The following is a 25,865-nucleotide window of genomic DNA, read 5'->3' on the forward strand; positions in this document are numbered from 1 at the left end:
AGCTAAGCTATTGGCGCTTCCCAGTTCAGGAAGAAGCCGATATCCCCGGGTATCCCTCCAGGGAACGTGACCACCATTGCCTTCAGCTTGTAGCCCTGAGGTTGCGCGGCAGCTTTAAATCGATCGTACAGTTCCTTGGCCTTGCCCTGCAGCGTCTCGGGCCATTGCGGATCGGCATTGTTGATTGCCCTGCCGTTGTCGGTGCAGAAATCGGAGGGAAACGTGTAGACGAGCGCCTCCATCTTTCCATCTGCAACAGCCCGCATGACCACCTTGCGGATGATTGCCCGCTCCGCTTCGCCGACGTGATCCTTGAAGAATTCATCGGCGAACTTCGCGCGTTCCTCACGCTCCCGATCCCTGATCTTGTCGTCGCGTTCCATTGCGGCGAGCTGTTTTTCGAGCAAGTTCTTGCGCAGATCGGCCGCGGTCGGAATGGCGGCGGGCTGTCCTGTATCTTTTTCCGCACTCATCGCTTTATCTCCAACAGATTGTTCGCTCATCGAGTGGTTCAGGCATCGAACGGGGAATGCAGGCGTCCCAGCACCATCGCTCCGTCGTTGCCTGCATTTCTAGTGACCGGCGGATCCCTGGATATCCGGCACCACATTACGCGGGCTCGTGTCTTCAATAAAGCCCGACGGCCGCTTCTGACGCTTACCGAGCTCGGGTTCTTCGAACTTCACGCGCTCGTAGGGTATCGATTTGAGGATGTGCGAGATGCAGTTGATGCGCGCGCGCTTTTTATTGTCCGAGGGAACAATCCACCAAGGCGCGAGTTGGCTATCCGTCATCCGGATCATCTCGTCATAGGCACGCGTATAATCCCACCAGCGGCGATAGGATTCCAGATCCATTGGGCTCAGTTTCCATTGCCTCAACGGGTCATCGATACGGCGGCGGAAGCGACGCTCTTGCTCATCCTCGCTCACTGTCAGGAAATACTTCAGCAAAGTGACGCCATTCTCGACGATCGCCGCTTCAAACCGCGGCAGCGCCTCGAGAAAGTGTCGCGCCTTCTTTTCCGTACAGAACCCCATGACGCGCTCGACCCCCGGCCTGTTGTACCAGCTGCGGTCGAAGATCACGACTTCCCCGGCGGCAGGCAGATGAGCAATGTAGCGCTGCATGTACATCTGGGACTTCTCCCGGTCCGTGGGTGCAGGCAGGGCGACCACACGGAAGACCCGTGGGCTCACCCACTGGGTTATGCGCTTGATGACGCCCCCCTTGCCGGCGGCATCACGTCCCTCGAAGATGATGACGATACGTGCTCCTGACTTTTGCACCCAGGACTGCAGATGCGACAACTCGACCTGCAACTTTACGAGGCGCTTTTCGTAACGGCGCGCCTCTTTCTTCGTTTTTTTTTCACTTTGTGCCTCAATGGGCCTATCGGTTATGTCGTCCATTTCTTTGTCCTCACGTTTCTCCACCCTTCGATTTATTGCCTTGTCGAAAGCACGTCGTTTGCCCGGCTCAACAGGCGCACACGAAGGGATCAGTTCGCGCGTCAATGGAACGCGTCCTGCCCGAAAGCCTTCTTGGCGACCGAATAAGACTTGCTGCGCTCGCCCTTGCCTGTGCGGGTTTCCTCAACGACACGAGTTGAGGGTTCCGCACCCGGTCCGGGGCATCGAATTCGGGGCTTGATTGCATACGGGTAAGCTGTGTTTCTAATTCAGCGTCGGTCGGCGTTGTCGCGCAAGCCGCCTCCGAGCCGCCTTCAATGCCAAAATCCATGTTCTTCCCCCCAAAGTCTTAAGGAGGGCGCACGAGCCAACACCGCCGGTATGCTCGCCGCGTGTTTGCGCTCGTGCCGCACAACGTCAGGCTACATTATTATCTATGCATATGCGAATGTTTTGTCCGGACAATAATGCCTATCATTAACGATCCACGTCGCTCCAAGCCGGAACACTTTGGCGGCACCTTTGACCGGAAGTTATTGCCGTGTCGGACATGGTGATGCGGGAGCCTCTGTGCCAACACGGACCATTCAGAGCGCACCCACGGCATCCAGTTCCAATAATCGCGACGGCTTGCCCGGCGCGCCCATTTTGAAGCGGAGCGCGCCGCGTCTCTACGTCGGCAAATGCGGCGCGATCAACGTCAAAGTGGGGAAATAGGTCCGATAGCGGCCGACATCACGCGTCAGCAACGGCAAGCCGCTGACGGCCGCGTGCGCGCCGATGAAAAAGTCGGGGAGCACGCCGGTCCTCGTCCCACCCGCCTTGCGATATCGGGTAAAGACCTTGCTAGCCAGAAAGAGAGCTTCGCGAGGCACCGATGTCAGTTCCAAGCCTGCCTGGTCGACGAACGTTTCGACATCTTCGATACGGTCGTAGCGAACGGAAAGCTCGGCATAGACGATGTCGTTGATCCACAGTTTCCCACGAAGACTTGCGTTTTCGAGCTGGGTTATGGACCAATCAGCCCATGTCGGATCGTCGGTGACAACGTCGAGAAGAACATTCGTGTCGACAAGTATCACGGTTCGCCACGCGTCAGGGCCATGATCGCGTCAGTATCCAGCCCTTTACCGGCGTGCCCTCGCAGCTTCGAGAAGCGGCTGGGCTGCTGCTTCTTGGCCGCATGTACCAGCACGATGCTTCCATCCGGGGCGCGCTGGAAATCAACCTTGCTTCCAGGCACGATACCCAAGAGGTCGCGCACTGCCTTCGGGATCGTAACCTGCCCCTTGGCTGTAACTGTCGTGGTCATTGTCGGTACCGTTGTAAGGAATGGTTTCATCAAGGTATTACTTCGCAGCCCGGCTTTCAAGAGGAGCGGCCGCACAGTGTCTGGTTGCGACACGCCTCCTCAGGCTAAAGGTCGGCCGACGCAATGGGACACACAATCTCAGCCCGGTGAGGTGCGTGGATTATCCAGACGCCGAGGCGGTGGCGGGTATACGCGTTCAAGTCGATACGCATTCCGGAGTGCAGCAACACTGTGCACGGTTTTCAAACAAAATCGCTCGCGGATGATCGGGAAACCGCTCACCCGCGAATATCCTTACGCCTTGACGCGCAAACCCTTTGGATCATAGGCCGGGGACAGATGCGCGGTCACGGAGAACCGGTCACCAGCAAGCTCGACTTCGAATCTCCCGCCCTCCAGGAATTCCTTGCTGACGCCAGAGGAATGTTCGATCAGGCCAAGGGCGACGGAGCGGCCGAGCGTGTGGCCGTAGGCCGCCGAACGGACTTCGCCGACGGACTTGCCATCGCGAAGAACCAGCTCACCGCCCCATAACATCGGCGACGGATCATCGACGGTGAACTGCACGATGCGCCGCGTGGGCACCCCCTTCCCCTTTGCGGCGATCAACGCGTCACGGCCGAGAAAGCCGTCCGGCTTGTCGAGCGAGAGCGCGAAAGCAAGGCCCGCCTCGTAAGGGTTGACATCCGGCGTCAGCTCGCGGCTCCAGGCGCGATAGCCCTTTTCCAGCCGGAGCGCCTCGAGCGCATAGTAGCCGCAATCGCTCAACCCGAAATCACGCCCGACCTCGTGCAGCGCCTCATAGACGCCGACGGCGAACTCCGTCGGCACAATCAGTTCCCAGCCGAGTTCACCGACATAGGTCATGCGGTTGGCATAGGCCGTGGCATAGCCGATATCGATCTCCCGGATCGTCGCGAAGGGAAAGGCGGTATTGGAGAGATCGGCTGATGTCAACCGGGACAGGATATCCCGCGCGCGCGGACCCATGAGCGCCAGAACCGCGTAGGCAGAGGTGACGTCAGTCAGCGTCACATGCGCTTCGGCCGGCAGGTTCTTGCGGATCCAGTCGGCGTCGTGCACCGGCTGCGCCGAACCGGTGATGAGGAGGAAGCGGTCCGCCGCCAGCCGCAGCACGGTCAGGTCGCTTTCATAGCCGCCGCGCACATTGAGGAGCCCGGTATAGACGGAACGACCGATCGCAACGTCGATATCGGCGGCGCAGATGCGGTTGAGTGCTGCTGCAGCATCGCGCCCCTGGACAAGAAGCTTGGCGAAGGAGGTCTGGTCGAAGATGCCGGCCGCCTCGCGCGTTGCCTTCATCTCGCGCTTTACCGCCTCGTGCCAGTTCTGCCGGCCGAAGGCATAGTCCGTGACCGGCTTTTCGCCCTCGGCCGCAAACCAGTTGGCACGCTCCCAGCCCATTTTCGAGCCGAAGCAGGCGCCCTTTGCCGCAAGCCGATCATAGAGGGCTGAGCGGCGGAAAGGTCGCGCCGTGTCCAGCTCGCGATTGGGCCAGGGCATGGCATAGTGCAGCCCGAGCGTCTCCTTGACGCGGTCATGCAGCCAGCGCGGATTGTTGTTGAAGTTTGCAAAGCGACGGATGTCGACCGGCCAGAGGTCCATGGTCGGCGCGCCGTTGACGATCCATTCCGCCAGCGCACGCCCGGCGCCACCGGCGCTCGCAATGCCCATCGAGTTGAAGCCCGCGCCGACGTAGAAGTTCTTCAGTTCCGGCGCCTCGCCGAGCATGAAGTTGTTGTCGGGCGTGAAGCTTTCAGGACCGTTATAGAACTTCTTCACCTCTGATGTCGCCAGTTGCGGCACCCGTTGCAGGGCGCTTTGCATCAGGATTTCGAACTGGTCCCAGTCGTCAGGAAGCAAGGCGAATTCGAAATCATCCGGAATGCCCGCCATGCCCCACGGTTTTGCTTCCGGCTCGAAACCGCCCATGACCAGGCCACCCACCTCTTCCTTGAAGTAGATGTAGCCATCGGGGTCGCGCATGACCGGCAGATCCGGGTGAACGCCTTCAATCCTGCCGGTTACAATGTACATGTGTTCGGCCGAATGCAGCGGCACCGACACGCCGCACATCAGCCCGACCTTGCGCGCCCACTGGCCGGCGCAATTGACGACGATCTCGGCGGCGATCGTCCCTTGATCCGTTTCCACACCGGTAACCGCGCCATCGGCAGTGACAATGCCGGTGACGCGCACACGCTCGATGATGCGCGCGTCCCGATTGCGCGCGCCCTTCGCGAGCGACTGCGTCAGATCGGTCGGATTGGCCTTGCCGTCACCCGGCAGCCAGACGGCGCCCACCAGGTCGTCGATGGCCATCACCGGCCAGAGATCCTGGGCCTCTTTCGGCGAAATCACCTCGATGGCGACGCCCTGCGCGCGGGCTGACGCGGCCGTGCGCTTCAGCACCGTCATACGGTCGGCCGATCGAGCGACGGAAACGGAGCCGCAATTCTTCCAGCCGGTGGCGAGCCCGGTTTCAGCCTCCAGCTCGCTATAGAGCTGCGTCGAATATTTGATCAGGCTGGTCATGTTCGCATGGCTGCGCAGCTGGCCGACAAGGCCGGCTGCGTGCCAGGTGGTGCCGCCGCTCAATTGCCCTTGCTCCAAGAGCACGACGTCCGTCCAGCCGAGCTTGGTGAGGTGATAGGCGACCGAACAGCCGATAATGCCGCCGCCGATGATGACGACCTGTGCCTGCGTTGGAAAATTCTGAGCCATGAAACAGCCTCCCGAAGCCATGGAAGGCCACACCATAACAACGGAAGAGCAAATAACAAGACAATAAGTTACAAAATATTACATTACGTCGCGACAATCAGGCCTGGACCTCGGCGCTCCAGCGCTTCGCAGATCGCCTGCGGCGGTCGCGCATCGACGATTACCCCGGCTGCCAATTCGAAGCGCGGAATGCGCAGCGGCGTCAGCCGGCCGAACTTCGAGCTATCGAGAATGAAGTAGGCCTTCGCTGCCATCGCGATCATGCGCGAGCGCTGCTCGGCACCATTGCGGGTAAAGTCAGTCACCTCACCGTCCGGCGACAATCCGCCGCCGCCGAGGAAAGCCACATCCACCCGGAAATGGCTGATCGCCTCAAGTGCATCGATGCCGACAGCCGCCTCCTCTGCCGGATCGATCTCACCACCAAGCATATGCACCCGCACCAGCGGCTGGCGACACATCTGCAGCGCTATCGAAAGGGAAGTCGTACAAATCGTTAGGTTTTTTCGCTCTGACAGGGCATGGGCCACCGCAAGCGTCGTCGTGCCGGAATCGAGAAACACGACCATGCCGTCGCGCACGAGACCCGCTGCAGCCCTGCCAATCGATGCCTTCGCCGCAGCATTCTCACCACGCCTCTCCGTGAAGGCGGCCTCGGTCGGCTCGAACAGCGTCGCGCCGCCGTGAACGAGATCAAGTTGGCCTCGCTCCGCCAGGTGTTTCAAGTCACGACGGATCGTCTGGCGCGACACATCGAAAAAATCGGCAAGCTCGGTGATGCTGACCGTGCCATCGGCGGCTAGACGGCGGAGGATTTCGCCATGACGGCGGGGAGCAAGGGCACGAGCGCTTTGAGTATCTGACATGCGGATATCTGCGATCATTTTTGGTGTTTTGACAAGACGCGTCGCAAAACGCGTCACCGCAACCCAACTTCGCCTTCATTCTCCCGGTCTGAAGCGCATCAAACCACGGGCCCGCGCATAATCACGCATGAAAGATGTCTATTTATGTTGCATAATGTAACTCTTCTTTGCATCTTGATCTCAAGCACTCATTGACGCAAAGGGAGGCAGGCAGTGCAACAGGCATGCACACAAGGCCGTCGATTTACCTTCTACCTGCTCGACGGCTTCACGCAGCACGCATTCACCTCCGCGCTTGAAGCGCTTCGCCTCGCCAATGATGTCCTGGGCAGGCCTCACTATTGTTGGCGTACCGTGACACGCGACGGCCAGCCTGCGCTGTCAAGCTGCGGCATGCGCTTGATGGCCGACGCAGCGCTCACCTCTGAGCGGGACGGGCTGCAACAACCTGAGCGTCCCCACATGATCGTAGTCTGCGGCGGCCGCGCCATTCCCCCTGCCGACGGAAAGGCCGAAGGCTGGCTGCGGCTGTCCCGGCGGGGAAGCATTGCCATCGCTGGACTCGCAGGCGGCCTCTACAGCCTGGCACGGGCCGGCGTGCTCGATGGGCGTCGCTGCGCCGTGCATTGGGAGCACTTTCCGGACTTCTCCGAACGGTTCTTCACGACGAAAGCCCGCCAGACGGCCTTCGAGATCGACAGCGACCTCTATACCTGCGCCGGCGGCAATGCCCCGTTCGACATGTTCCTGCGCATTGTCGAAGATGATCTCGGACGGGACGTAGCAAATCGCGTTTGCGAGCTGGCTCTATCGGAACGGGTCCGCAGCGCCGGAGAGCGCCAGCGGCTGCCGCTTCAGACCCGCGTCGGCATCGATAACCGTCTGCTGATCGACATCATCGAGCAGATGGAGGCGAACCTCGCCGATCCATTGAAACTTGCCCACATAACTCCCACGACTGGATTGTCGCGCCGTCAGATAGAACGCCTGTTTCGGCGCGAGATGGGGCGCTCCCCCAAGCGCTACTATCTCCAGCTGCGGCTGGAGCGCGCGCACCTGCTTCTCGTCAATTCATCGCTTCCCGTCTTCGAGATCGCCGTGGCATGCGGATTTTCCTCGGCCTCGCATTTCTCCCGGACCTACAGGGAGACCTACGGCTGTACGCCGCAGCGCACGCGCCTGGCAGACCTGGCGCACCGCCGGCCTTCGCGATCGACCTCAGGAGAGCCTGGTCGTGTGCTGCCCGACATGAAGGTCGCCTAGGCGACCGGCGGGGCCTCAGCCCATTGCCAAGGGAGAAGCCCGGCAGCCGAACGCCACCCTGTCCCGACACCGTAAGGCCTACCGCCACGCCTGCGTGCGCGCGAGTAGCCCGCGTGTGACCCCCGCATGGATGAGCTTGGCGACGACATTGGTGTAGAAGATCATCATGCCCATGGCCGCAGCCGGCGCGATGTCGCCGGCATCATCCATGTTGAGCACGGCGACCGACGCAAGCTTGGTGTCGGTTGAATAGAGAAAGACCACGGCGGAAACCGTCGTCATGGCGTTGACGAAGAGATAGATGCCGATGTTGAGGATCGCCGGCAGGCAGACCGGCAAAGTGACCCGGAAGAACAGCCGGTGGAAGGGCTGCTTGAGCGACGCCCCGACGGATTCGAATTCCGGATCCATCTGCTTTAGCGCGGTCAGCGCCGTCAAATGCGCCACAGTGTAGAAGTGCGTCACCGTGCAGACGACGAGGATCGTCATCGTGCCGTAAATGGAGCTGAGTGGATTGGCCGGGTTGTTGAAGAAGAAGATATAGGCCAGGCCCAGCACCATGCCCGGCACGGCCATCGGCATCATGGCGAGGAAATGAAAGACGCCCCTACCGAAGCGGAACCCGTCGGCCTTCTCGACCATGTAGGCGCCGGCAAAGACGATCACCGAGCCGAAGAATGCCGTCAGCAAGGCGAGCTTGATCGAATTGGCATAGGCCGCCCAACCGCCGCCATCCATCAGGTCGAAGGCGAAATTCTTCGTCGTCAACGTCAAGTCGTAGGGCCAGAACTTCACCAGTGCCGCGATCTGACACATGGCGATCATGCCGAGAATGTACAGGCTGACGAGGCACGAGAAGGCAAAGCAGAAGCCGTCCATGCGGACATTGCGCTTCGGCGCATAGGGCACCGCCCGCGCCGACAGCAGCGCCACCTGGCGCTTCTGCATCCTGCGGTCGACGGCAAAAGCGAGCACCGCCGGCACCAGAAGAATGACCGAGACGACAGCACCCATCTCGAAATTCTGCTGGCCAATCACCTGCTTGTAGATATCGACTGCCAGCATGCCGTATTGCCCGCCGATCACCTTGGGCAGTCCGAAATCGGTGATGACAAGGGTGAAGACCACGAAGGCGGCCGACACCAGACCATAGCGCGCGCCGGGCACCGTCACGGTGGTGAAAGTGCGCCATTTGCTGGCCCTGAGCGACGCCGCGGCCTCATAGTGGCGCGCATCGGCGACGGACAAGGCGGTCAGGATGATGAGGAAGGCATGCGGCAGCGTGAAGAACACCGAGCCGATGACGATGCCGATCGGACCGTAGATGGAATAGCCCAGCAGCCAGTCCTTGAAGACACCCTGATTGCCGAAGAGATAGACCAGCGCAATGCCGGGCAAGAGCGACGGCACGAGGATCGGTATCGTGAGGATGCCCCGGAACAGCCCCTTGAGCGGCATGCAACTGCGCGTCAATGCATAGGCGAGCGCAAACGCGATCGAAACCGTCACCACCGTGCTGATCGACGCCATCAGAACCGAGTTGTAGATCGAACGGGCGAGCGCCGGCGTCGAGAAATAGGTCTTGAAGTTTTCGACGCCGATGGTGCCGGCCGGGCGCAACACAACCCGGCGGAAGGTGGCGGAATCATATTCGCGCCACTCGGTGCCCTTCTCCAGCGTGGAGCCGGCGAGAAACGCCGTATCGTCCGTCATCCCACGAATGCGGTAATGGACGGGGCTGCGAAAATTGAACTGCGGGAAGAATTTCGTAGCGGCCAGGCGGCCGTCCGAATTTGTGGCCAGGTCCTTCTCGGTGACAACGCCGAGTTCCCGGTTGAGCGCATCCGCAGTGACTGCCGTCGCCCAATTCTTCCCCGTCTCGTCGCTCACGTGAAATTCGAAGGTAGCGAGATCGAAGCGGTAGGTTGACATCGACTTCGACAGCATGACGAAAAGCGGCGCGCCCAGTGCGACGATCAGGTAGAGCCCGATGACGGCCATGAAGCCGAGTTTGACGAGGTCGTCGCGCGAGGCCTGCTGGCGCAGTCTTTTGCCCGGTGGGGCGTAGTCGATCGTTATGCTCATTGTCAGATGCCCCTCGGATAGAGCAATAGGCGTTCCCGCGGTATCTCGACCTGGATGACCCCGCCCGTTTCGATGCGCAGCCGGCGCACCGCATTGACCGAGAAATCGGCGACGAGGGGCCTATCTCCGAGCCGCGGCGCGGTCAGCCGCGTCCGCCAGAACATGCCGAGGAACTCCATCTCGTGCACTTCGGCATCGATCAGATTCTGCGGCGTCGCCGGCCGATCGAGCGAATGGACCGCGTGTGCGTCGGCGCCGTGCGGGATGATATCGACAGGGCGGACCACCGCCGTGGTCGGATCCCCGACGGCAAAGCCATCCGTTGGACAACAGAAGGCGGAATTCCCGATCTCGACCTGACCATCCGGCAGGACCTTTGCCTGGAACTGGTTGGTCTCGCCGATGAAGTCGGCAACGAACAGGGTCTTGGGATGGCGGTAGATTTCGGTCGGCGATCCGACCTGTTCGATGACGCCGTGGTTCATCACGACGATCCGGTCGGCCATGGCGAGCGCTTCTTCCTGATCGTGCGTGACCATGATGGTCGTGACACCGAGCTTCCTTTGCAGCGACTTGATCTCATGGCGCAGATGAACGCGCACCTTGGCGTCGAGGGCAGACAGCGGTTCGTCGAGCAGAAGCAGCCCAGGGGATATGGCGATGGCGCGGGCAAGAGCGATGCGCTGCTGCTGTCCGCCGGAAAGCTGGGCGGGATATTTCTTGGCCTGCGCCGAAAGCCCAACTGTTTCAAGCAGTTCGGCAACACGTGCCGCGACGTCCGCCTTCGAGCGGCCGGTGTTTTCCAGGCCGAAGGCAATGTTCTGCTCGATGGTGAGGTTGGGAAAGAGCGCATAGGACTGGAAGACGATGCCGTAGTCGCGCTTCGACGCGGGCAGAACCGAAATGTCGCGGCCATCCTGCCGAATGACGCCGCGTGTCTGCAGATCGAGGCCGGCGATCGCCCGCAAAAGGGTCGTCTTGCCGCAGCCCGACGGGCCGAGGAAACAGACGAATTCACCCTTGCCGATATCGAGCGAGATGTCGCGCAGCGCCGTGAAATCGCCATAGCTCTTCCAGAGATCGCGGATTTCGAGACAGGGGGATGACGGTGTGGTCTCCTGGTCAGAGGCGCGGGGAATGCTCGTGGGTGTCGGTTCGATCGACATGGCATGTCTCATCTGCAAGCTCCGCTGGCTGTCAGGGATTTCTGCAGCGCCGCGCGTCATAAGGGACGCACTAAGGTCACTGTAGCACTTTGAATTGCTGCATGTTTTCATCCTTAAATCGAATGCGACCCAAGGAGAGAATGCGACAGGCGGAGCGCGCATGCGCTCCGCCTGGGCCGATCAGCTCTTCGGTTCCGACTTTGCGTCGTAGCGCTTCTGCCATTCCTTCAGAATGGTGGCGCGATTGTTCGCGGCCCACTCGAAGTCGTTGTCGATCATCTTTGAAGCGATGTCGGTGGGCAGATGCTCGACCGGCTTGGCGACACCCGGATAGGCGACCACGGCATAGCCAGCATTGTACATTTCGTTGGCTTCCTTGGTGACCGACCAGTCGACGAGGGTCTTGGCGGCTTCAAGGTTTGCCGTGCCGGCAATGATCGCCGTCGCCTCGGCTTCCCAGCCCGAGCCCTCGCTCGGGAAGATGATGTCGATCGGCGCGCCGGCGCTCTTGGCCTTGGCGCCGGGGAACTCGAAGGAAACGCCGATGACAGCCTCGCCAGCACCGGCCATCTTGCAGGGCTTCGAGCCGGAATGCGTGTAGGCCGAGATATTCTCATGAAGCTTGTCCATGAAGGACCAGGCCTTCTCCTCACCCCACATCTGCATCCAGCCGGAGACGTCGAGGAAGCCGGTGCCCGACGAGCTCGGGTTCGGCATGACGATGTGGCCCTTGTACTCAGGCTTCGTCAGGTCGTCCCAGCTTGCAGGGGCCTTCAGCCCGAGCTTTGCGCCCTCGACCGTGTTGTAGCAGAGGGCCGCAACATAGGCGTCCATTCCCACCCAGCTCGGCGGTGTGTCACCGTCGACGAACTTCTTGTCGAGCGCCTCGACGCCCTTGGGCTGATACGCCTCCAGCATGCCCTCAGTCTTCAGGAGAAGCAGCGATGTGGCAGCAAGTCCCCAGACGACGTCCGCCTGCGGGTTGTCCTTTTCGGCGAGCAGTTTTGCCGTCATGACGCCGGTTGAATCCCGGACCCAGTTGATCGTGATATCGGGATGCGCCTTCTCGAAGGTTGCCTTGTAGCGATCAAGGTCGACAGCTTCGACAGCGGTGTAAACGGTGAGCTCGGTCTGGGCGGAAGCAATGACGGGAAGAGCCACGGACATGGCGCCGGCAAGCATAAAAAACATGTGTCTGGTCATGCTGAAAATCTCCTCTGGAGGCCTGGAAAAATCCGGGAAGCATGGCTGGCAATCTGTCGCTGCCCTTATGTTGCATGCTTCAGGAGGCATTCTGCGTGGGTGTATTCAATTAGTAAAATTTATTATTCTTATCATTAGCAAAGTAAAATCTATAGGTCTTGCCGTCTCACTGGGCATCTGCTGCACGATTGATGAAGAAACGAACAGCGCCTGCATCAGCCAGCGGCAGATGCAGACAACGTGGCTCGCAACAGGCCCCAAGAAAAAGGGAGCTGTCGGTCGACAGCTCCCAGAAGTGGTGGTCAGGCAGGGGACACCCGGATCACCAGAGCCCTGATCACCAGGGCAGGGAAAACGTCTTGACGTTGGTGAAGCTCTTCATCGCTTCGATCACACCTTCTTTGTAGCCATTGCCGGAATCCTTGATGCCGCCGAAAGGAGACATCTCGATGCGATAACCGGGCACTTCCCAGATGTTCACCGTACCGACCCTGAGACCGGCGATGTATTTCTGCATGCGGCGGAAGTCGTTGGTGCAGACGCCCGACGACAGGCCGAAGGCGGTCGAGTTGGACAGCGCAATCAGGGCATCGTCATCATCGGGTGCCCGCACGATCGGGATGATCGGCGCGAAGGTTTCCTCCATCACGAGTTCGCTCGAATGCGGCACGCGATCGACCACGATCGGCGGCAGCAGGGCGCCGCGGCGGCCGGGATCGTAGAGGATCTCCGCTCCCTCTTCGGCAGCCTTGTGCACGCGACGCTCGAAGGTTTCGGCGGCTCGGGCATGGACGACCGTGCCCAGTTCCGTTGCCCGATCCATCGGGTCACCGAAGCGCAGCTTCTTGGCCCGTTCCAGAACGAGCGGCACGAAGCGGTCGGCCACGCTTTCCTGGCACAGAATACGTTTGACGGCCGTGCAGCGCTGGCCCGAGTTCTTCGTCGCGCCGGCGACCGCCAGGTCCGCCGCCTTTGCCAGGTCGTCATCCGACAGATCATTGAGGATGATCAGCGGGTCGTTGCCGCCGAGTTCGAGGATCTGGCGCTTGTAGTGGGCGTTCGCCGCGATCAGCTTTCCGACTGGCACGCTGCCGGTAAAGGTGATGAGGTCGAAGTTTGGGTTGGTCATCATTTCCATCCCGATATCCGCCGGCCAGCCGGTCACCACCGACAGCATTTCCGGCGGCAATCCGGCCTCATAGAGAATGTCGGCGAAAATGAGCGCCGTCATCGGCGTCAGCTCCGTCGGCTTCAGCACCACGCAGTTGTTGGTGGCAATGGCCGGCGCAACCTTGTGCGCCACCATGTTGAGCGGGTGGTTGAAGGGGGTGATCGCCGAGATGGCGGTCAGCGGCTCGCGCATCGTGAAGATCTTGCGCGCCTTGCCGTGCGGGGTGAGATCGCAGGAGAAGATCTCGCCGTCATCGCGAATGCACATCTGACCCGACAGCGTCAAAACGTCGAAGGCGCGGCCGACCTCGTAGAGCGAGTCCTGCTTCGATATGCCGAGCTCCAGCGTGATGACATCGGAGATCTCCTCCTTGCGGGCGACCAGCATTTCGGCCGCCTTTAGCAAGATGCGCTGGCGCTCGTAGCGTGTCAGCTTCGGCTGGTAGGCCGCCGCGATCTCGAAGGCCCTGCGAGCATGTTCGGCGTTGCCGGCTGGAACGGTGCCGATGACGGCATCGTTCCAGGGATAATGCACCTCGATCAGCCCTTCGGCATCGACGTGTCTGCCGGCGATACGCATCGGCTCATGGCGAATGGCGAATGTCGTTTCCACCTTGGTCATCGTCCGCTCCCTAGTTTGCCGGCTGCGCCGCCGCGACGAGCGCATAGTAGAAGGCGTCGAAGTTGCGCAGCGTGGCCGCGGAAACAAGTTCGGGCAACTTGCGGTTCGAGATGAAGGGCACCTCCTGCTCGGTGAGGCCGCCATGCGAGCGTAGCGGTTCGTTCAGCGCAGCAAGATCGTGGCGATGCTCGCTGGTGCCAAGCGTCTTGTTCTCCGACGAGATGATGACGATATCGCCGATGCGGTCATCCGGCAGTTCGAAACGAATGCAGGCTTCGGGTCGCGACAGCACGAGGTCGATGCCGTCGATTGCTGCCAGCCGCTCGATGACCTCTTCCTTGTCGGCGCGTTCCGGCAGGTAGGCGGTCGCAAACGAACCAAGCGCACCATGGTGCACGACGTAGGGATCCGTGATCGGCAGGATGACGCGGGCAGCGTCCTTTCCGAGCCACTCGTCGAGTACGTCCTGCACGTAGATGACATCGGGAGAACCATCGGCCTTGTGCTTCGGCTTCATGCCGTGATCGGCCGTCACGATGATCGCCGCACCAAGCGCGTCGAGTTGGGTCAGGTACTTGTCGAACATCTCGTAGAAGGCGTTCGCCGCCGGGACGCCCGGCGCATATTTGTGCTGCACGTAGTCCGTGGTCGTCAGGTACATGACGTCAGGAGCGAATTCCTTCAGCAGTTTCACACCGGCTGCAAAGACGAATTCCGAAAGTTCCGCCGAATAGACCTCCGGCACCGGGCGCCCAAGCCAGGCCGAGGCATTATCGATGCCGTGTTCCGCCTTGGTTGACGTGTCGGACTTTTCGGACGAGAAGCAGACCGCCCTGCCCTCGTCGAACTTGAGGCCGTGACCGAGAAGCGCACGGAGCTTGTCCTTGGCGGTGACGACCGCGACCTTCGCGCCGGCATCGTAGAAGGCCTTGAAGATGGTCGGCGCTCGCAGGAAGCGGGGATCGTTCATCATCACTTCGTTGCCGGTCTGCGGTTCGTAGAGGTAGTTGCCGCAGATGCCGTGAATGGCCGGCGGACGGCCGGTCGCAATGGAGAGGTTGTTGGGGTTGGTGAAGCTCGGGATGACGCTGAGCGCGGTGCGCTCCGTGCCCGTCTGGCGCATGCGGGCAAGTGTCGGCATCAACCCGGCCTTGATGGCCTCGTCGAGATAGGCCGGCTCGCAGCCATCGAGGCAGATGGCGATGGCTGGGACGTTTGGCCAGGGATAGCTGCGCCGGTTCGCGGTGACGGCGACGTTGATCTTGGACATCTGGTTCATCGGGAAAATCCTATCGTTCATTCAGGCGGCGAGACGGCTGCGTTCGGCAAGGGCGATCGCCGGAGGCGCAGCATTGGCGACCCCCATTTCGGTGAGGGATGCGCGCGCGGCCTCGACCACGCGGCGCATCACATGTTCATCCATGCGGCCGATGCAGCCGACGCGGAAGCTGTCGACGACCGTCAGCTTGCCGGGATAGATGATGAACCCCTTCTCCTTCATCAGGTCGTAGAAGCGATCAAAGGCGAAAGCCGGATCGGCAGGGCTGAAGAAGGTAACGATGATCGGCGACAGCCACCGGTCGGCAAGCAGGGTCTCGAAGCCTGCCTCGCGCATGCCGGCGACCATGACGTCGCGGTTGCGGGCATAACGCGCGCCGCGGGCGGAGACTCCGCCTTCCTCGCGATGCAGCCGAAGGGCCTCCAGGAATGCAGCGACGACATGCGTCGGCGGCGTGTAGCGCCACTGACCGGTCTTGTTCATGTAGTCCCATTGCGCGTGCACGTCGAGGCTGAGCGAGTGGCTGCGGCCCTTGGCGGCCTCCAGTTCGCTTTTGCGGGCGATGACGAAGCCGAAGCCAGGCACGCCTTCGATGCATTTGTTGGCTGAGGAAACGATCGCCTCGTAGCGGAAGTCGGCAACGCCGGCCGGTACGGCACCGAAGGCGCTCATCGAGTCGACCAGCAGCTTGCGGCCTCTGGCATAGACGACCTCGGAGATTTCCTTCAGCGGATTGAGGATGCCGGAGCTGGTTTCGCAGTGGACGACGACCACGTGGGTAATGGCCGGATCCGCGTCGAGCGCAGCGGCAACCTCGGGTCCGCGTGGCGGCATGTAATCGCCCTTGTCGATCGTCACGTGGTCGCGGCCGAGATAGGCGAGCGTCTGGGCGATGCGCTTGCCATAGGCGCCGTTCATCAGCACCAGCACCTTGCCGTCGCGGGGAACGAAGCTGCCCAGCATCGCCTCGACCGAGAACGAACCGCTGCCCTGCATCGGAACGCAATCGAACTCGCCCTTGGCATCGCCGGCAATATCGAGAAGCTGGCGACGCAGGTCGGCAGTCATCGCACGGAAATCACCGTCCCATGATCCCCAGTCCCTAAGCATAGCCTCCTTGACTTCATAGGCCGTCGTCAGCGGACCGGGCGTCAGCAGATAGGGCTCGCCCAGTCTCGGCGTTTCCAGCGGTGCGATGGTTCTGTCAGAAGCGGTGTTTGGCATTGTCCGTCCTCACGTTGGCGTCTCCGGAACCGACAATGCGGTGGACGGATATATATGTAAAATCGTTCTTTTGTATGAATCTATAAGCTTCACTTATACATCTAAGCCGCCGGAACGAGGCGGCTTTCGAGCAGATCCCCGGTCTCGCGAAGACGGGGATAGGCCATCGTCGTGACCAGTGAATTGAGCTCTTTCAGCGCACGCACGATCTCCAGATGCATGTCGCTCGATTGGATGCTGGCAGCAATTCCCTGCCTCAGCCGCTCAAGGTGGCTTTGACTGCTTTCCTGCACCAGCCGGCGCACGTGTTCCTTCTGGCGCACCATCTCGCGGGCAATCACCGGTTCGGGCGAGACCAGCAGATTGGCGGCAAGTTTCACGTTCGAAAACACTGCGTCATGCAGCGCCGTCAGTTCGTGCCAGCCGGCTTGCGAAAAGGCGCCCGCCCCTTCCAGCCGCTCCTCCGCCATGCGCAACAGGCTCTTCGACACCACGTCGCCGGCATATTCCAGATGAATGGCCGCCTCGGTGAGTTCGATGCCGCGCCGGGACTGCTCCTCCGTCAGCACACCTCTATTAACTGCGGCGATAAAGAGCTTGATCTCGCTATGTGCGCGATGGATGTCGCCGTCGATGCGGCGCAGCGCATCGACCGTCTCGGGCGTTGGCGACGCGATCACCCCCATGACCGGTTCGAGCAAACGCGTGATTAGGTTGCCCATATGGAGCACTTCGCGAGCGGCCGCCGCCAAAGCCTGCGCCGGCTTTTCGATCAGAGACCGGTCGAGCGCACTGACATGCGCTGCAAGACCGGCATCTTTTCCCCCAGCGTTGTCAGGCGTGAGAACGCGAACGATGCGCGCCATCAGACCACACGATATGAGACCCAGGAGCACCAGTGCAGCATTGAACAGCACGTGCAGATTGACGAGCTCGGCAGCGACCGTCGTGCCAGGCAGCCACGCAAAAGAGAGCTGCGCGGAAAACAGCGCAAAGACTGCGGCACTGAACAGCGCGCGAAAGACGAGATTGCCAAGCGGCAGCCGCCTGCCTTCCACCGGCAGGCCTCGGGTCAGCCACAGGGCGATCAGCCCACCACCAAGGTTGACGCCAAGGATCAGGGGAATGCCGACATCGAGCGGCAGCAGGCCCTTTGCGGCAAAGGTCAGGATCAAAAGGATGGCCGCGACGCTGGAATGCAGGCCCCAGGTGAAGACCGCAGCCACGATCATGACCGTGAGAGGGTCTTTGCTCAGCATGTCGATCGCTGCCGGCAGCAATGGGCTTTGACCAAGCGGAAGGGTCGCATGGCCGATCATCTGCAGCGACAGGAGCAACAGGCCGATCCCGAGAACCGCACGCCCGGCCTCGACCGGCTTGCGAGCGCACGCCTTGAGATGCAGGAGGCCGCCGGCGGCAATCAGCAATGGCGCCAGCCAGTGCAAATCAAAACTCAAGATCTTGACGACAAGGGCAGAGCCCAGGTCCGCGCCGAGAAGGACCGCCAGCCCGACTTCGAGGCTCAGAGCTCCGCTCACGGCAAAGCTGGCGGCGAGCATCGCAACCGCCGTCGAACTCTGCAGGGCAATTGCAATCAAACAGCCGTAGGCTGCCGCGCGGGGCCTGCCGCCAGCCCCACCAACGGCACGGGTGACCACGTCGCCGCAGGCAGCTTCGACGCCCTTCTTGACGAGGCTGACGGCATAAAGCAGCAGGACTGTTGCGGCGGTAAGTTCAAGGGCGACAGCCGAAAGATTCATAGGCGCGCTCCGGAAAGGGTTAACTCCGGAAATTATCTTTTGCCCCTTTACATAAATCAAATCGTTCGTTCTGATGGTTCCATAGATAGAATTTATCTGTGGGGATGTTACCGTGCGCTATGTCCAGCTCCGTGCCTTTCACAATGTGGCCATCCATGGCGGCTTCTCGCGGGCAGCCGAGGCGCTCTTCCTGACGCAGCCCGCCGTCTCCGATCAGGTACGCAAGTTGGAGGAGGAATATGACGTCCTGCTCTTCAATCGAAACAAGAAGCAGGTCACACTGACCCAGGCGGGCCAGCAGCTTCTCGAAGTCACCCGGCGCATGTTCGACGTCGAGCAACAGGCACTCGATCTTCTCTCGGAGTCGCGCGCATTAAGGGCTGGAAAGCTGCGGATCGTCGCGGATGCCGCACACCATCTGCTGCACATCCTGGCCGCCTTCCGGCGGGCCTACCCGACCGTGCAGGTTTCGATCGATGCGGGCAACACGGAAACTGTCATCACCAGCCTGCACGCCTATGAAGCGGATATCGGCGTTCTCGGTGAAGTCCCGCAGGCCGGCGACTTCGACGTTCTGAAGCTCAATTCGACGCCGATCGTCGCCTTCGCAAGCCGCGATTATCCATTGGCGACATGTCAGAGCGCCACCTTCGCAGAGCTTGCAAAACATCCGCTCGTCATGCGCGAGCGAGGTTCCAAGACCCGCCAGAAGCTCGAGGCCATGGCCGCACAATGCGGCGTCACGCTGACGCCGCTGATCGAGGCCGAGGGCCGCGAGGCGGTTCGCGAGATCGTCGCTGCCGGCGGCGGCGTCGGTTTCGTCTCATCCGCCGAGTTCGGCCAGGACACGCGTCTCGTGCCGATCAAGATCGATGCCCCGGAAATGCTGATGGACGAAGCGCTCATCTGTCTGCGCGAACGCAGCAACGGGAAACTTGTCCATGCATTCTATGAAATAGCGCGCAAACTTACACAAAGTGCAGAAGACGTCACGGCAGGCGATGCCAAGCCGTCGGGCGCAGCAACTCGCGCCTGACCGGCGATAGACCGCAGGTTTAGGAGCAACGCCTTCGCAGCGGTTCACCACGCAATTGGAGGCATGCAGAAGACCCGCTCCAGCCTTGACGGCAAAAGTGTCGGAATGTGCTGGAGCCGAGATAGTGCGGGCCGAACAGCATCAACCGTCCGAATTCCTATCCGAAATCGGCCATGCCTGCCGAACGGCCACGCGCTCTTCTAGCAGTTATAAACGCCTGCGGCACAGCGCCGGGTCGTGCGCCGCGCGGCACCGGCCACACTGACCGGCGTCAACGGCCGGCCGACCACGGCAACGGCGTCAGAGGTAAAGGTGGGGATCGCGAGAACTGGCACATCCTTCGCCAGCTCGCCGATGCCAAACAGAACTGCCCAAACAAGGCAAATCATTGCTGCGCGCTTACGGAAGGTCATTTTTTATCTCCTACCTTGAAGTTCTCTGGCAATTCACCCAGGTTGTGCTGGAGGTCGTTCACATCGATCTTTTCGGCATTCGACGCATTCTTGAAGTCGAAATCACCCGGCGCAACGGCCGCCCCGGATTTCCAATCCCTGATCTGGATGCTGTATTCCGGCCCACCCTTCACCTGCCCGGAGGTTATGACCAGGCGGCAGGGATAGGGCTCTGCCCCGTGCGCGATCCAGATCTGGAAATCGACATCGTCTTTGCGGAAGGCGAGAGAATCGCACTCCACGCCATTGACGACGCCGCTTCCCAGATCCTTAGAATCATACACCCCTTGCATCAATTCGTCATATGCACCGGTCATCAACAGGTCGGCGGCCGGCAAAGGCAAGTTGTACTTGTCCTTCAGCTCGTCGATCAGATGATCGACTGTCCCGGGTATTTCGACCTGCGTGTATTTGTTGAGGTTCTTGCCCAGGAGTGTCAGCGTCTTTCCATCGAACAGCGCCTCGCTGTCGACAAAGCCGCCCGAACGGGTCGTGTGTACCTTGTCGGGCCGACTGAGGGTCACTGTCCCCGAGCTTGCCAGTCCGAGTTTCTGATCACTGTTGGTGACGACCTGGAAGGTGGAATCATAGCCGAACGACAGGGCATTCTGAGCCGCCAGGTAGTCGGTCATGGCCTTGAGCAGTTTCTTGGCTTCGGCCGAGTCGGTGACCCGGACGAGCTCGACGCGGCGGTTGAGAGCCCGGCCATCGGCCGTATCGTTGCTGGCAATCGGCTGGGCCTGTCCGACGCCTCCCGTCGTCAGCCTGGCGGCATCGATTCCGCGTTCGACGAGAGCCGCCTTGATGACCTCTGCACGCTCGGCGGAAAGGCGCAGGTTGGTCTCCTCATTACCGCTGGTATCGGTATGGCCGACAATTCTCAGGCCCCATTCAGGGAAGTTCTTGAGCGCCGCAGCGATGTCGTCAAGAAGTCCTTCCGCTCCAGGTCGCAATGTCGCTTCCGACATTGCGAAGCGCAGACCGTGAACGTCGTACTGTTCCCTGGTCTCTAGTGCCTGTTGCATCTCTTCCTTGCTGTATTGCTTGGAAGGCTCCTGCATGTTCTGGGCCAAGGTAGGGGCGGCCGCCAAAAGGGCGACCGTCACGAGCAGTCGTCTGACCAACCCGCGATGTCGCGATGTGATCCCGCCGGCTCTCTGTCCGATACCTTTGTGTTCCTTGTAGTCGAGCATCGTTGTGGATGTGCTTAGCATCGAATGACTCCTTCTCACTGACGTGTGAATTTGACTATCGCGCACTGCTTGCTGGTACGAACAACATCTACCTCTGACGGTAGATACCTCGTCGGACGTCTTGCGCCGCAGCGAGCCGAGGCCGTGACTCGCGCAGCGAGAGCGGTTCGCAGTAATTTGCGAACCGCTGTTGGAAAATCTGCCGGCATGCCGGAAGGGGAGTGTTACTTCCCTTTCAGCGCGTTGAACGTATCCACATAACCGCGCCCGACTGCACGGACCCCGCGGCCGATGTCGTCGTAGACATCGTCTGGAAGATTGGCGAAGGAGACGCGGACGCTCCAGTTCGGCGCATCGAAGCCGCCGCCATTGAGCAGCACGATCGAATGATCCTCCGCCAGCCGGTAGACCAGATCGAGCGGATGCACATTCGCTTTCAGCCAGGTCACCATCTCCTCGCCGACATATTTGCGCAGCCAGAACTCGAAATCGATCGTTCCATAGTAGCCGGCAAAGTTTGCATTCGGCTGCAGGTCGAGCGGCAGTCCCTCGAGCAACATGTTCACCCGGTCGGTGCAGATCGCCATGCAGGCCTTCTGGTAAACCTTGTCCGTGTCCATCAGTTCGCTGATCGAGAACATGGTCATCATCACCTGTTGCGGTAACGAGAGCCCCGCGGTGTGATTGAGCGCGACGTCGCGGCTATCGGCAACGATGCGATCGATCATCTTGAGCTTGCGCGGTTCGAGCGTGATCGAGCGGTATCGATTGTCCAGCGCCTCCAGTTCCTTGGCCGGGAGCTTGGTCAAGAGATCGTCGAGAATGTTTTTCTCGTTGATGCCGATGACGCCGAGACGCCATCCCGTGCAGCCGAAATACTTCGAATAGGAATAGACGCAGATGGTGTTGTAGGGCAGCTCGCACATCAGCGAGCGGAAGTTCGGCACGAACGTCCCGTAGACGTCATCGGTCAGAAGGATGAGATCCGGCCGCTTGGTATTGACCAGATCGACCAGCTTTTTCATCGTCTGCGGATCGATTGCCATCGACGTCGGATTGCCCGGATTGACGACGAAGAATGCCTTGATCTTCGGGTCCTCGAGCTTGCGGATCTCCTCGTCGGAATACTGGAAGCGGTGCTCCTGCGTCGCTCTGACATGGACGGCCTTGAACGCATAGTCCTCGAGTTCCGCAATCTCGATATAGGGGGTAAAAATCGGCGTGCCCATCGCGATCGTGTCGCCCTTCTTGAGGATGCGATTGGCGATCAGCGACTTGAAGATGTAGCACATCGCCGCCGTTCCCCCTTCAACGGCGTAGAGATCGAACTTGCCGATCGGCGCATTTGCGCCCATTGCCCACATCAGGTAGCGATGCGCGACTTGCTCGGCATGCACCAGCATCCGGTCCGGGACGGGATAATTGTCGCCGATTATCGAGTCCGTCAGTTCGAAAACGAAGGCGTCGGCATCGAAACCGAACATCTTGACGCCGTGCTCGACCATCCTCGACAGGAAGTCGGCGCCCGGGTCCTCGGCATGTTTTGCCAGCCACGCGTCGAAGCGCGCCGCGATACCCTTCATCTGGGGCATGCCACCGAGGCCCGCCGCCGGGTTGTCCATGGTCCGCCGGCTTTCGGTCAGGGCGAACTGGCCGAAGAGGAAGAACCCCTCGCGCGGGGTCGTTGCGATCCAGTTTGGATTTCCACGGCCGGCATTGAGCAGAGCATTCGTCGATTTCTGTGCGCTGCGCTTGGCAAGCTTCATGAGGCCGTCCTTGATTTCGAACGGGCTCATCTTCTCGTATTCGCGATAGTCGATGTCTGCCATGAGTCATTCCTCCCTGTGAACTGCAAGGTCCGCCGAAGCGGCCAAGTCGAAACAATAGTGAACGAATGCACGATGATCGTGTGGCACGGCCGGCAGCACGCTGCCGACTGTTGCTTCAGAACTTTATTCTGGCGCCGCCCAGAACAGCGAAGCTATCCTGGAGGTCGGCGGTCTCTTGATCTAAGGAGTAGGTCCGGGCTCCAAGATAGAGTTCCGTCTGCAGATAGTCGAGATTCTGGACAATCTGTGCCCCGAAGGAATCGCTGTTGCTGCCCTTGCCCGCAATGTCCTTGCCGAAATAGGCGTCGACCGAAAACGCGGTTTTGCCGACGTCGAAAATATCAGTCTGATAGCCGACCTTCACGTAGCCATAGTGTCCATCGACCGTTTCCTTGTCGGAATAGGCCGCGGCAAGGGTGAGGCTGAGACCGGTATCGATATGCAAGACGGAAACGGACGCGTCGTAAATCGAGTTGCCGTCGCCTGGCCTCGAAAAGGCAACTGCGGCACCGACCTTGAAGGCATCATAGGTCTCATCGTATCGAACCGCCATGTCCCACACGGTAACGTCGGTTTCTTCGGGCACGACCTGTGTGCCGACCGAACTCGCAAAGCTGAATCCGCCATACGAAGGCGTGTCATATCGGGCGCGGAACTTGCGACCGAGACCATCATAGTTGGTGAACGCGTCCTTGACCTTGACCGTCGAAAGCGTCCCGTCATCGTTGCGGAAAAACGGTCCCCCGGCCATATCAGAAACAAGCGAATAGCCTACCACGCCCGTGCCGGACAGATCGACCTCGGCCGTCGAGTCCGACGCCATGCTGCCCTGGCCGAGCCAGAACTTGCCGTATTCCTTCGAGTCGAGATAAATTTCCGCCTTGCGCAGCAGGTCAGTCCCCCAATCATAGTGATCCTTGTTCAACTGGTTCACGTTGGTTGTCGAATAGGGGTTCCATTCCCATTCGAGATTGGCGCCGAACGACCAGCCCTTTTCCATGAGGGTGTAGACGCGAAAGCCCGCCCGCGTGGACGAGTTGCCGTTGTCGACCGGAAAGTAGTTATCCGTTGCCCCGCCGTCATCGTAGACCAGCAGGCCCTTGTTGATCTGACCGTAGAATTCAAAATAGGCATTGTCGTCGCCCAGCCGCAGCTTGGGAATCCAGTGTTCCGGAGCCTTGCTGGCCTCCGTGGCCTGCACCGCCGGTTTTGCCGGCTCCTGCGCCGCCACAGTCCCTGCGCCCGCCAATGCAGCGATGAGAAGCGCAGGCGGAACAATGTATAGTGTCTGTCGCATCAAAAGCACCTTTCAGATCATTGGCGATTCGCATCGTCGATTCGCATTCAGTATTCGTCTTTTTACTGTGAAAGTCTGTTGCGAATTCTAGCATGCAGCAGCGTCGCCGCTGATTGATTAAACCTGCCTATTTTCATCCCGCGACGATACCGACAATGACCGTTCCCCAAGTCGTGAGCAGGATATGGCCGATGGGGACCGCCGGCGTGTAGCCAAGGACGGCAACGGTGCTTCCCGACCTGTCCTGAACGGCCGCCATGCCGGCTGTCATGGTCTGCGCCCCTGCGAGCCCGCCCAGCAGCAATATCGGGTTCATGCCAAGCACGTAGCGCCCGAAGTACAGACCAACGATCAGCGGTATCATGGTAACGATCATACCGCCGAACAGAAGACCGATACCCGCTTCGGCGATGGCGGAGGCAAACACGGGTCCGGCATGAAGACCGGTCATCGCGACAAAGGCGGCAAGACCAAGCGAGGTCATGAGCGACACGGCGGCATCCGGTATTCGGCCGAAGAGCGGGAAGCGCGTGCGCAGATGCCCCACCGTTAACCCAGCCAGGAGCGTGCCCACACTGGTGCTGAGCGAAATCCGCATGTCACCGATGGGAAAAGTGACGAGAACGCCGACAAGCCCACCAAGGAATATCGCAAAACCAAGGACCAGGAAGTCTGTCGCCGTCGTCGGCGCGACCACAACGCCAATGCGCTTGGCGGCGCTCGACACGACGGCTTCCGGCCCCACCAGGCGCAGGATATCACCACGCTCCACCGTAATCCCCGGCGCGATAGGAATATCCTGCCCCCCGCGCGTAATGGCGCGCAGGTAGAGGCTGCGTGTCCAGCTTTCCTTGGCGACATCCGCGATGCTTTTCCCCTTGAGATCAGGGCTTGTCAGCAGCACATCGGAAACCGATACCGGGACATCGAGCAGTTCACGGTCCTCGATCTCCTCGGCGCGCGGCCCAAGGACGCTGACCAGCGCCTCCCTCGTCCCGGATACAGCGACGATATCACCGGGGTTGATCACGACCTCCGGGGCCGCCTCGATGATTGCGCCCCTCCGACGCAGGCGCTGAATGAAGAGCCTGTGCTCTGGATACGTCGCCTCGGCGGCGGCTATTGACAGGCCAGCGACTGGCGCGCCGTCCGCGATCTGGTAAGCGCGAATCTCGAACCTGTGCCAGGCGGAGGAGACACCGGCCACCTTGCGGGTAATTCCGTACTCCTTCTCCAGTTTCAGCGCCTCGGCAACGAGGTCGATGCCAAGCAGCCTGGGGCCGACGACACTGCAAAACAGAATGACGCCAACCGCGCCGAAGACGTAGCAAACAGCGTCAGCCACAGCGATATGCGCCACAAACCGCGCGCGATCCGCCTCGGGCAGCGGCAACGCATTGATCGCTTCGGTTGCCGTGCCCATAGCCGGGCTTTCGGTGAGGGAGCCGGACAGAAGCCCGGCTGCAAAGCCGGGATCGAGACCAAGGATTTTGGCGACCACGACAGACATGAGCAGCCCGGTCACACAGACGACGACCGCAAGGAGTACGGGCTTCATCCCGTCCCGCTTCAGGGCTTGCAGGAACTGCGGTCCGACCGAGTAGCCGATGCCGAAGAGGAACAAGAGAAAGAGCAGCGATTTCGCCATCCCGGCAATCGGCACATGGGCGAACTGCCCGATCAGGATGCCCGCAAACAGCGAGCCGGTAACGGGTCCGAGGCTGAAGCCACCGAACTTGAGACCGCCGATCAGATATCCAATGCTGATAGCAAGGAATACGGCAAGCTCGGGATATTTGATCAGGAATTGCTCGACCCAAACCATGTCCAGATTAGCTCCCCCCTCGCCCCGATCCGGGGCTACGACGCCTTCACTGCCGACCCCAAACGCTCATGCAAAAAGTTAAGCCATAAAAAAGCGACCACGACGCACCGGGTCGTAATCACCCAG

21 protein-coding genes are annotated in these 25,865 nt (G+C 60.6%); 3 read left to right on the plus strand and 18 right to left on the minus strand.

Annotated elements, in window-relative coordinates:
* Positions 1-2 precede the first annotated feature (2 nt).
* The 6 genes from C6558_RS05505 to C6558_RS05530 all read right to left on the minus strand — a co-directional run bounded on the left by C6558_RS05505 (position 3) and on the right by C6558_RS05530 (position 6,335).
* A complete protein-coding gene (locus C6558_RS05505; RefSeq protein ID WP_371412234.1) occupies positions 3-503 on the minus strand; it encodes a hypothetical protein in 501 nt (166 codons plus the stop codon).
* Between the two features lie 69 nt (positions 504-572).
* Positions 573-1,412 (minus strand): polyphosphate kinase 2, encoded by an 840-nt coding sequence (gene ppk2 / locus C6558_RS05510; RefSeq protein ID WP_057207266.1) that lies wholly within the window; start codon positions 1,410-1,412, stop codon positions 573-575.
* 671 nt (positions 1,413-2,083) lie between these two features.
* On the minus strand, positions 2,084-2,494 hold the full coding sequence (locus tag C6558_RS05515; protein ID WP_107026926.1) for a type II toxin-antitoxin system VapC family toxin: 411 nt from the start codon (positions 2,492-2,494) through the stop codon (positions 2,084-2,086).
* Entirely contained in the window at positions 2,491-2,724 is a 234-nt protein-coding gene (locus tag C6558_RS05520; protein WP_107026927.1) for an AbrB/MazE/SpoVT family DNA-binding domain-containing protein, read from the minus strand. The genes C6558_RS05515 and C6558_RS05520 overlap by 4 nt, the downstream gene beginning before the upstream one ends.
* A 294-nt stretch (positions 2,725-3,018) precedes the next feature.
* Positions 3,019-5,469 (minus strand): FAD-dependent oxidoreductase, encoded by a 2,451-nt coding sequence (locus tag C6558_RS05525; protein ID WP_107026928.1) that lies wholly within the window; start codon positions 5,467-5,469, stop codon positions 3,019-3,021.
* Positions 5,470-5,552: 83 nt separating this feature from the next.
* Complete coding sequence (locus C6558_RS05530; RefSeq protein WP_057207335.1) at positions 5,553-6,335, minus strand: DeoR/GlpR family DNA-binding transcription regulator; 783 nt, start codon at positions 6,333-6,335, stop codon at positions 5,553-5,555.
* 213 nt (positions 6,336-6,548) lie between these two features.
* Here C6558_RS05530 and C6558_RS05535 point away from each other — a divergent pair, with 213 nt between their 5' ends.
* Positions 6,549-7,598: a GlxA family transcriptional regulator gene (locus C6558_RS05535; protein ID WP_107026929.1), complete on the plus strand. Its 1,050-nt coding sequence runs from the start codon at positions 6,549-6,551 to the stop codon at positions 7,596-7,598.
* Between the two features lie 78 nt (positions 7,599-7,676).
* Here C6558_RS05535 and C6558_RS05540 read toward each other — a convergent pair whose 3' ends face one another.
* The 3 genes from C6558_RS05540 to C6558_RS05550 form a co-directional block, all read right to left on the minus strand.
* Entirely contained in the window at positions 7,677-9,683 is a 2,007-nt protein-coding gene (locus C6558_RS05540) for a putative 2-aminoethylphosphonate ABC transporter permease subunit (protein WP_107026930.1), read from the minus strand.
* A 2-nt stretch (positions 9,684-9,685) separates the two neighbouring features.
* Positions 9,686-10,861, minus strand: coding sequence for a putative 2-aminoethylphosphonate ABC transporter ATP-binding protein (locus tag C6558_RS05545; protein WP_057207260.1), 1,176 nt, complete (start codon positions 10,859-10,861; stop codon positions 9,686-9,688).
* Positions 10,862-11,029: 168 nt separating this feature from the next.
* Positions 11,030-12,052 carry a putative 2-aminoethylphosphonate ABC transporter substrate-binding protein gene (locus C6558_RS05550; RefSeq protein WP_107026931.1) on the minus strand — a complete coding sequence of 341 codons (1,023 nt, stop codon included), beginning with the start codon at positions 12,050-12,052 and terminating at the stop codon, positions 11,030-11,032.
* Between C6558_RS05550 and C6558_RS05555 the strand changes: the two genes are divergently transcribed.
* The gene (locus C6558_RS05555) at positions 12,051-12,389 is read left to right on the plus strand and encodes a hypothetical protein (RefSeq protein WP_146160871.1); all 339 of its coding nucleotides are present in this window, start codon (positions 12,051-12,053) and stop codon (positions 12,387-12,389) included. The two genes, C6558_RS05550 and C6558_RS05555, sit on opposite strands and share 2 nt — an antisense overlap.
* Here the strand turns inward: C6558_RS05555 and phnY are convergent, their stop codons facing one another.
* The 4 genes from phnY to C6558_RS05575 all read right to left on the minus strand — a co-directional run bounded on the left by phnY (position 12,390) and on the right by C6558_RS05575 (position 18,107).
* Positions 12,390-13,844 carry a phosphonoacetaldehyde dehydrogenase gene (gene phnY, locus C6558_RS05560; protein ID WP_057220022.1) on the minus strand — a complete coding sequence of 485 codons (1,455 nt, stop codon included), beginning with the start codon at positions 13,842-13,844 and terminating at the stop codon, positions 12,390-12,392.
* 10 nt (positions 13,845-13,854) lie between these two features.
* Positions 13,855-15,123: a phosphonoacetate hydrolase gene (gene phnA / locus C6558_RS05565; protein WP_107027106.1), complete on the minus strand. Its 1,269-nt coding sequence runs from the start codon at positions 15,121-15,123 to the stop codon at positions 13,855-13,857.
* A gap of 21 nt (positions 15,124-15,144) precedes the next feature.
* Positions 15,145-16,347: a 2-aminoethylphosphonate--pyruvate transaminase gene (locus C6558_RS05570; protein ID WP_057217082.1), complete on the minus strand. Its 1,203-nt coding sequence runs from the start codon at positions 16,345-16,347 to the stop codon at positions 15,145-15,147.
* A 101-nt stretch (positions 16,348-16,448) separates the two neighbouring features.
* Positions 16,449-18,107, minus strand: coding sequence for a Na/Pi cotransporter family protein (locus tag C6558_RS05575; RefSeq protein ID WP_057217080.1), 1,659 nt, complete (start codon positions 18,105-18,107; stop codon positions 16,449-16,451).
* A gap of 112 nt (positions 18,108-18,219) precedes the next feature.
* Here C6558_RS05575 and C6558_RS05580 point away from each other — a divergent pair, with 112 nt between their 5' ends.
* Complete coding sequence (locus C6558_RS05580; protein ID WP_025430158.1) at positions 18,220-19,143, plus strand: LysR substrate-binding domain-containing protein; 924 nt, start codon at positions 18,220-18,222, stop codon at positions 19,141-19,143.
* A 200-nt stretch (positions 19,144-19,343) separates the two neighbouring features.
* On the opposite strand, the gene C6558_RS05585 is transcribed toward C6558_RS05580, so the two are convergent.
* The 5 genes from C6558_RS05585 to aspT form a co-directional block, all read right to left on the minus strand.
* Positions 19,344-19,556, minus strand: coding sequence for a hypothetical protein (locus C6558_RS05585; RefSeq protein ID WP_025430159.1), 213 nt, complete (start codon positions 19,554-19,556; stop codon positions 19,344-19,346).
* Entirely contained in the window at positions 19,553-20,788 is a 1,236-nt protein-coding gene (locus C6558_RS05590) for a DUF2092 domain-containing protein (protein WP_244445529.1), read from the minus strand. Before C6558_RS05590 ends, C6558_RS05585 begins: the two co-directional genes overlap by 4 nt.
* Positions 20,789-21,012: 224 nt before the next feature.
* Positions 21,013-22,617 (minus strand): bifunctional aspartate transaminase/aspartate 4-decarboxylase, encoded by a 1,605-nt coding sequence (locus C6558_RS05595; protein ID WP_057217074.1) that lies wholly within the window; start codon positions 22,615-22,617, stop codon positions 21,013-21,015.
* A 115-nt stretch (positions 22,618-22,732) separates the two neighbouring features.
* The gene (locus tag C6558_RS05600; RefSeq protein WP_245449121.1) at positions 22,733-23,914 is read right to left on the minus strand and encodes a porin; all 1,182 of its coding nucleotides are present in this window, start codon (positions 23,912-23,914) and stop codon (positions 22,733-22,735) included.
* 133 nt (positions 23,915-24,047) lie between these two features.
* Positions 24,048-25,739: an aspartate-alanine antiporter gene (gene aspT, locus C6558_RS05605; protein ID WP_107026933.1), complete on the minus strand. Its 1,692-nt coding sequence runs from the start codon at positions 25,737-25,739 to the stop codon at positions 24,048-24,050.
* Positions 25,740-25,865 lie beyond the last annotated feature (126 nt).

The sequence above is a fragment of the Ensifer sp. NM-2 genome, assembly GCF_003024455.1.
Taxonomy (GTDB): Bacteria; Pseudomonadota; Alphaproteobacteria; order Rhizobiales; family Rhizobiaceae; genus Ensifer; species Ensifer canadensis.